Origin of the sequence: Enterovibrio makurazakiensis, assembly GCF_050336585.1 — a bacterium.
Classification (GTDB): domain Bacteria; phylum Pseudomonadota; class Gammaproteobacteria; order Enterobacterales; family Vibrionaceae; genus Enterovibrio; species Enterovibrio gelatinilyticus.
Window position 1 is genome coordinate 23901 of sequence record NZ_JAKJSE010000044.1, and the last position, 7007, is coordinate 30907.

6 protein-coding genes and 6 tRNA genes are annotated in these 7007 nt (G+C 47.3%); 11 read left to right on the forward strand and 1 reads right to left on the reverse strand.

All coding sequences use genetic code 11. The features are described 5' to 3' along the window. Positions 1–3: 3 nt before the first annotated feature. Positions 4–1263 (reverse strand): glutamyl-tRNA reductase, encoded by a 1260-nt coding sequence (hemA, locus tag L4D06_RS24715; RefSeq protein WP_274163526.1) that lies wholly within the window; start codon positions 1261–1263, stop codon positions 4–6. Between the two features lie 313 nt (positions 1264–1576). Here hemA and lolB point away from each other — a divergent pair, with 313 nt between their 5' ends. The 11 genes from lolB (at position 1577) to L4D06_RS24770 (ending at position 6898) form a co-directional block, all read left to right on the forward strand. After that, positions 1577–2185, forward strand: coding sequence for a lipoprotein insertase outer membrane protein LolB (lolB, locus tag L4D06_RS24720; RefSeq protein ID WP_429742095.1), 609 nt, complete (start codon positions 1577–1579; stop codon positions 2183–2185). Beyond that, a complete protein-coding gene (ispE, locus tag L4D06_RS24725; protein WP_274163528.1) occupies positions 2182–3036 on the forward strand; it encodes a 4-(cytidine 5'-diphospho)-2-C-methyl-D-erythritol kinase in 855 nt (284 codons plus the stop codon). The genes lolB and ispE overlap by 4 nt, the downstream gene beginning before the upstream one ends. Before the next feature lie 42 nt (positions 3037–3078). Next, positions 3079–4026: a ribose-phosphate pyrophosphokinase gene (locus L4D06_RS24730; protein WP_002542407.1), complete on the forward strand. Its 948-nt coding sequence runs from the start codon at positions 3079–3081 to the stop codon at positions 4024–4026. A gap of 202 nt (positions 4027–4228) precedes the next feature. Continuing rightward, positions 4229–4819, forward strand: a complete 591-nt coding sequence (gene pth / locus L4D06_RS24735; RefSeq protein WP_028023630.1) for an aminoacyl-tRNA hydrolase — start codon at positions 4229–4231, stop codon at positions 4817–4819. A gap of 26 nt (positions 4820–4845) precedes the next feature. Then, entirely contained in the window at positions 4846–5937 is a 1092-nt protein-coding gene (gene ychF, locus L4D06_RS24740; protein ID WP_274163529.1) for a redox-regulated ATPase YchF, read from the forward strand. A 230-nt stretch (positions 5938–6167) separates the two neighbouring features. Continuing rightward, positions 6168–6244, forward strand: a tRNA-Met gene (locus tag L4D06_RS24745). Between the two features lie 43 nt (positions 6245–6287). After that, positions 6288–6372 (forward strand) — tRNA-Leu (locus L4D06_RS24750). A gap of 36 nt (positions 6373–6408) precedes the next feature. Beyond that, positions 6409–6483: transfer RNA gene (locus L4D06_RS24755), tRNA-Gln, on the forward strand. Between the two features lie 11 nt (positions 6484–6494). Next, positions 6495–6571 (forward strand) — tRNA-Met (locus tag L4D06_RS24760). Positions 6572–6651: 80 nt separating this feature from the next. Beyond that, a tRNA-Leu gene (locus L4D06_RS24765) sits at positions 6652–6736 on the forward strand. Positions 6737–6813: 77 nt separating this feature from the next. Next, positions 6814–6898: transfer RNA gene (locus L4D06_RS24770), tRNA-Leu, on the forward strand. Positions 6899–7007: the final 109 nt, after the last annotated feature.

Consider the following 7007-nt stretch of genomic DNA (forward strand, 5'->3'; position numbering starts at 1 on the left):
CAACTATTTCAGGGGATCCAAACCTAAGCTCTGACGCAGCGTATCAAGTGTACGCTCATCGCCATTTCTGGCAGCTTCCTGCATGGCCTGAGTCGGCGCATGGATCAATTTATTGGTCAGTTTATTGCTCAGTTCAGCCAGCACTTTTTGTGGGTCAGCCCCGCTAGCAAGCGCTTGTAAGCTTTTGTTGAGCAATTCATTTTTTAGTGCTTCTGAATCCGCACGGTATTGTTTAATGCTATCCACGGCATCGCGTGAACGCATCCAGGTCATAAACCCATGGCTTTCTTCATCAACGATCGCTTCAGCTTGCACGGCAGCTGCTTTTCGCTGCTCCATGTTACGTTCCACAATCGATTGTAAATCGTCAACGGTGTACAGATAGGCATCATTGAGATCGCCCACTTCTTCTTCTATATCCCGAGGTACCGCAATGTCGATCAGCAGCATGGGCTGATGACGACGTGCTTTCAAGGCTTTTTCTACCATCCCTTTGCCAATAATCGGCAAGGGTGCTGCTGTCGAACTGATCACGATGTCAGCTTTATGCATGTAATCTGGAATTTCTTCTAACGAAATGACCTTAGCACCAAAGGCTTCTTCAAACGGCCTCGCTCGCTCTCTGGTTCGGTTGGCAACAATAATGTTTTTGCAGTCGTGCTCATACAAGTGCTTGGCGACCAGTTCAATCGTTTCACCGGCACCAACCAACAGCGCTGTCGACGTTTCCAGTGATTCAAAAATCTGACGTGCCAATGAGCATGCCGCGAATGCGACTGAAACTGCATTGCCGCCAATATCTGTTTCCGTGCGAACCCGTTTAGCGACTGTAAATGTCTTATGGAATAAGCGCTCTAACGGACCATTGATCGCGTCAAATTCTACCGACTCGGCATAGGCTTGTTTGACTTGGCCAAGGATCTGAGGCTCTCCCAGCACCAAGGAGTCTAAGCCACTCGCGACGCGCATTAGGTGCTGCGCCGCAGCTTGATCGTGATGGGTATATAGGCAAGAAAGCAGAGCATCACTATCAAGGTGATGGAAATCACGAAGCCAATCCACGACAACGCCAGGGCTAGGCTGCTCTAATTCACAATAGATCTCGGTTCGGTTACAGGTAGACACAATCACTCCACTCTGCACAACCTGCTTCTCTTTCAGCTGGTGAAGTGCATCACGAAGTTGTTGCGGTGAAAAAGAGACCTTTTCACGCAAGTCGACCGTTGCGGTCTTATGATTTATTCCGAGAACTAGCAAGCTCATTAAGCAGGGTTACCGACAGCACCAAGTGAAATCCGAGCCGTGGATTTTACGTTATGGGCTCGTCGAATAAAAGATAACATTAGTTTCCTCATCTTGCTAACAACCAGAAGTGTGACTATTTCACACTCAAATCAATATTTTCGTCCATTTTTTCAACAAGTAATCAAAATTTAATTCTCAACGTCTTTGATGCATATAACTTTAAAAATGATGAATAAGTGCATTTTGGTAGCGTGTCGCGGATAAGCCACTGATGATTGCCAAGAATTATCTGTATAATCGGTAGCGACTGCCAAATACACGGAGTTTCATTATGCCTCGTTCCCTATGGTTCACACTGAGCTTTCTACTGGGCCTTCTGGCGCTATCAGGGTGCACCACGGTCCCTGCGCCAACGACAGAGTGGGATAACCATCAAGCCGCGCTGGAAGATATCAATAACTTTACCGCGAAGGGTAAAGTCGCCTTTATCAGTCCTGAACAACGTGTTTCTGCTAATTTCCTGTGGAAACAACGAGACGACGAGTTGTCACTAAGACTCACCAATTTTCTCGGAACGACCTTACTTACATTAGATGCTACACCGAATATGGCAGTATTGGTCGATGGTGAAGGCCAACGTTATGTTGACCGAAATGCTTCTACGCTGTTGCGTAACCTGACGGGGGTTGCCTTACCCGTCGATGAGATGACTCAATGGATCAAAGGCTTACCGACAGAAAAAAACGATATCACCTTAGGTGGCGATAATCGCTTGGCGTTTCTTAGTGAAAATAGCGCTGACACCAATCAGCCAGGGTGGCAAGTTGAATACACTGCGTATGACGCCAATACAGACAGCTTACTTCCATCAAGAATTAAGATGAATCAGAACACCCAGAAAGTAAATTTAGTGATTTCAGAATGGATCTTCCCACAATGACTCTAGCCACTAGCTGTTGGCCTTCTCCCGCCAAACTTAATCTTTTTCTGTACATCACGGGACAGCGTGAAAACGGCTACCATGACTTACAAACATTATTTCAGTTTCTCGATTTTGGCGACACACTCAGTATCACGCCCAATGATTCAGGCAAAATAACCCTATCGCCAGACATCGATGGCGTCACTGTTGAAGAAAATTTGATTTATCGCGCTGCCATTGCACTTCAATCAGCATCAGGTTCTACATTCGGTGCGCACATTCACGTTGATAAGATTTTACCCATGGGTGGTGGCCTTGGTGGCGGATCGTCGAATGCAGCCACGACACTCGTTGCCTTAAACCATTTGTGGCACACCGCACTGTCTACAGATGAGTTGGCTCAAATGGGGCTGGCATTAGGTGCTGATGTTCCCGTGTTTGTTCGTGGTGTCACAGCCTTTGCTGAAGGTGTGGGCGAAGTACTAACGCCAGCCTATGCTGAAGAAAAATGGTATCTGGTCGCAAAACCCGATGTTAGTATCGCAACAGCAAAAATATTTAGTCATCCTAACCTGACGCGAAATACGCCAAAACGCACATTAAATGCGCTATTAGCGGGAAATTACGAAAACGATTGCGAAAAGATAGTCAGAGAGTTGTTTCCAAAGGTTGATAAGGCTATTTCGTGGCTGCTAGAATACGCGCCGTCAAGACTGACTGGAACAGGTGCCTGTATTTTCGCGGAGTTCGAGAATGAGGATGACGCCCGTTTAACATTAAACAATTTGCCCGACTGGCTCACTGGTTTTGTAGCTCGTGGTGTGAACACTTCACCGCTCTTAACCACGCTAAAAGCGCAGAAACAATGAGACAGACAACACTCAATGGATACAACCCCGAGGTTTTCCACCGTGCCTGATATGAAGCTGTTTGCTGGTAATGCAACGCCTGTACTCGCCCAACGCATTGCGAATCGCCTATATATGTCACTAGGTGACGCTACCGTTAGCCGTTTTTCTGACGGCGAAGTGTGTGTACAGATCAACGAAAACGTACGGGGTAGCGACGTATTCGTTATCCAGTCAACGTGTGCACCAACCAATGACAACCTGATGGAATTGGTTGTAATGATCGATGCACTGCGTCGCGCATCTGCTGGCCGAATCACTGCAGTTATTCCTTACTTTGGTTACGCTCGCCAAGACCGCCGTGTGCGTTCAGCGCGTGTACCTATCACCGCGAAAGTTATTGCAGACTTCTTGTCTAACGTTGGTGTTGACCGCGTTCTGACTGTTGACCTGCACGCAGAGCAGATTCAAGGCTTCTTCGATGTACCTGTAGATAACATCTTCGGTACACCTGTTTTGCTAGAAGATATGCTGGCGAAGAAACTGGAAGATCCTGTCGTTGTTTCTCCAGACATCGGTGGCGTTGTACGTGCTCGTGCAACCGCTAAACTGCTGGACGACACTGATATTGCCATCATCGACAAGCGCCGCCCACGTGCAAACGTGTCTCAGGTAATGCACCTGATCGGTGACGTTGAAGGTCGTGACTGCATCATCGTTGATGACATGATTGATACCGGTGGTACTCTGTGTAAAGCAGCAGAAGCACTGAAAAACCGTGGCGCTAAGCGTGTATTCGCATACGCAACCCACGCAGTGTTCTCTGGCAACGCACCACAGAACATCAAAGAATCAGTGATTGACGAAGTCATCGTTACTGACTCAATTCCGCTGAGCGCGGAAATGCAAGCAACCGGTAAAGTGTCTCAACTGACCCTGTCTGGCATGCTGGCTGAAGCGATTCGTCGCATCAGCAACGAAGAATCAATCTCAGCAATGTTCGATTCTTAATCGACACTTTGTGAGTGAAAAACGCCTCGCTTTTGCGGGGCGTTTTGTTTTGTGCAGCACACTGGCGAGCGAACTCTTTGCGGCATCATTTTGAGGTCGCTCACGTATAGTGTTAGGATATGCCGCCTTTGGCGTTGGTCCTGTGACCAAATCTGTTATTCAGCGCCTAACCAATGACAACAATAACAACGAGAATCTCACCGTGAGCGACCAAATTCGTCTTTTAGTGGGTCTGGCGAATCCTGGACCAGAATACGCAAAAACCCGTCACAATGCGGGTGCTTGGGTCGTTGAAGAGTTGGCACGTATTCATAACGTGTCGCTAAAGGAAGACAAAAAATATTTTGGTTTGACGGCAAGAATCAGTGTGGGTGGTGAAGATCTTCGTTTGTTGATCCCAACCACATTCATGAATCTATCCGGCAAATCTGTGGCAGCATTGGCGAACTTCTTCCAAATTAAACCGGAAGAAATCATGGTAGCTCACGATGAGCTCGACTTGCCGCCAGGTGTTGCCAAGTTCAAGAAAGGTGGTGGTCACGGTGGACACAATGGTCTGCGTGACATCATCAGCAAGATGGGCAACAACAAAGAGTTTTATCGTCTTCGCATCGGGATCGGACACCCTGGTCACAAAGACAAAGTAGCGGGTTTTGTATTAACGAAAGCCCCTGCGAACGAACAAAGTCAAATCGAGCAAGCCGCCGATGAAGCTGTACGCTGCATCGACATTCTGCTGAAAGATGATTTGGCCAAGGCGCAGAACCGCCTTCATACATTCAAGGCGCAATAATATTTTTAACGAAAGGTTACCATCTCATGGGTTTTAAATGCGGTATCGTTGGCCTGCCAAACGTAGGTAAATCAACACTGTTCAACGCTCTGACAAAAGCCGGTATCGAAGCGGCAAACTTCCCGTTCTGTACTATCGAGCCAAACACGGGTGTGGTACCTGTGCCTGATTTGCGTCTGGATGCGCTTGCGAAAATCGTTAACCCACAACGCATTTTGCCAACCACGATGGAATTCGTAGATATCGCTGGCTTGGTTGCTGGTGCGTCTAAAGGTGAAGGTCTAGGTAACAAATTCCTAGCAAACATCCGTGAAACCGATGCAATCGGCCACGTTGTTCGTTGTTTCGAGAACGACAACATCATCCACGTTGCGGGCAAAGTAGACCCTGCTGACGATATTGATGTTATCAACACCGAGCTTGCGCTATCTGACCTTGAAGCATGTGAACGTGCTATTCAACGTCAGGCGAAGAAAGCAAAAGGCGGAGATCGCGACGCAAAAATCGAAATCGCTGTACTTGAAAAGCTGCTTCCAGTGCTAGAAGAAGGCAACATGTTGCGTTCAGTAGAACTGACCAAAGAAGAGAAGGCGGCGGTTGACTACCTTAACTTCCTGACCATGAAGCCAACCATGTACATCGCGAACGTGAACGATGACGGTTTCGAAAACAACCCATACCTTGACATCGTGAACGCGATCGCTGAGAAAGAAGGCGCGACCGTCGTTGCCGTGTGTGCGGAAATCGAAGGTGAGCTTTCTGAGCTAGAAGCAGATGAAGCCGCTGTATTCCTTGAAGAAATGGGTCTAGAAGAGCCAGGCCTGAACCGCGTTATTCGTGCAGGTTACGATCTTCTAACACTTCAAACTTACTTCACCGCTGGCGTGAAAGAAGTGCGTGCATGGACTGTTGCAGTTGGCTCAACTGCGCCACAAGCGGCAGGTAAGATCCACACTGACTTCGAAAAAGGCTTTATTCGCGCTGAAATCATTGGTTACGATGACTTCATCAATAACAATGGTGAAGCTGGCGCGAAAGTAGCTGGTAAATGGCGTTTGGAAGGCAAAGAATACATCGTTAAAGACGGCGACGTTATCCACTTCCGCTTTAACGTTTAATTACAATCGTTAACTCGATTTTAAAAGCTGGCTTACGCCAGCTTTTTTTGTTTTAAAGCTCCCTAAATTCGCCATTTACAGACCAAATGAATAAGAAAACGCCTCTCCCTGTTCAAATTCACAGCGAAGTCACCAATCTGATAAAAAAAGCATGGAAAAAAGGTTGACGACACCCAAGGTTCTTCGCATAATGCGCCCCGCACTCAGGGTATGACCCTGAACGAAAAGATGGCTACGTAGCTCAGTTGGTTAGAGCACATCACTCATAATGATGGGGTCACAGGTTCGAATCCCGTCGTAGCCACCATTCTTTTCAACGTGCAACGCTTTCTTTATGAAAGCAACAATATGCGGAAGTGGCGAAATTGGTAGACGCACCAGATTTAGGTTCTGGCGCCGCAAGGTGTGAGAGTTCAAGTCTCTCCTTCCGCACCATATTGAAGACATCATGCTTAACTGCGTGATAGTCATTGGGATATCGCCAAGCGGTAAGGCAGCGGCTTTTGATGCCGCCATTCCCTGGTTCGAATCCAGGTATCCCAGCCATATTTTGGCATGGCTACGTAGCTCAGTTGGTTAGAGCACATCACTCATAATGATGGGGTCACAGGTTCGAATCCCGTCGTAGCCACCATTTATTCGAAGGCCTTTGGCTTTCAAAACAGACTGACACTGTCACGTGTTCCAAAGCATTAGCTTTAGTCTGAAAAATTTGCGGAAGTGGCGAAATTGGTAGACGCACCAGATTTAGGTTCTGGCGCCGCAAGGTGTGAGAGTTCAAGTCTCTCCTTCCGCACCATATATCTTGTTTCTCTCAACGTTTAACGTTGAATAGAAGGTTTCAGACAAGACTAAAAAACTGAAACAACTAGGATTGCGGAAGTGGCGAAATTGGTAGACGCACCAGATTTAGGTTCTGGCGCCGCGAGGTGTGAGAGTTCAAGTCTCTCCTTCCGCACCAATCCTCTTGCTCTTTATTATTGCTTTCTGGCAGAATAGAGAAATCAGGCAAGTAAAAATCTGATAAAAATGCGGAAGTGGCGAAATTGGTAGACGCACCAGATTTAGGT

What these genes read in the sequence shown, in the direction of transcription:
- hemA (WP_274163526.1), bottom strand. Translation starts at nt 1,263, where the DNA reads ATGAGCTTGCTAGTTCTCGGAATAAATCATAAGACCGCAACGGTCGAC.
- lolB (WP_429742095.1), top strand. Translation starts at nt 1,577, where the DNA reads ATGCCTCGTTCCCTATGGTTCACACTGAGCTTTCTACTGGGCCTTCTG.
- ispE (WP_274163528.1), top strand. Translation starts at nt 2,182, where the DNA reads ATGACTCTAGCCACTAGCTGTTGGCCTTCTCCCGCCAAACTTAATCTT.
- ychF (WP_274163529.1), top strand. Translation starts at nt 4,846, where the DNA reads ATGGGTTTTAAATGCGGTATCGTTGGCCTGCCAAACGTAGGTAAATCA.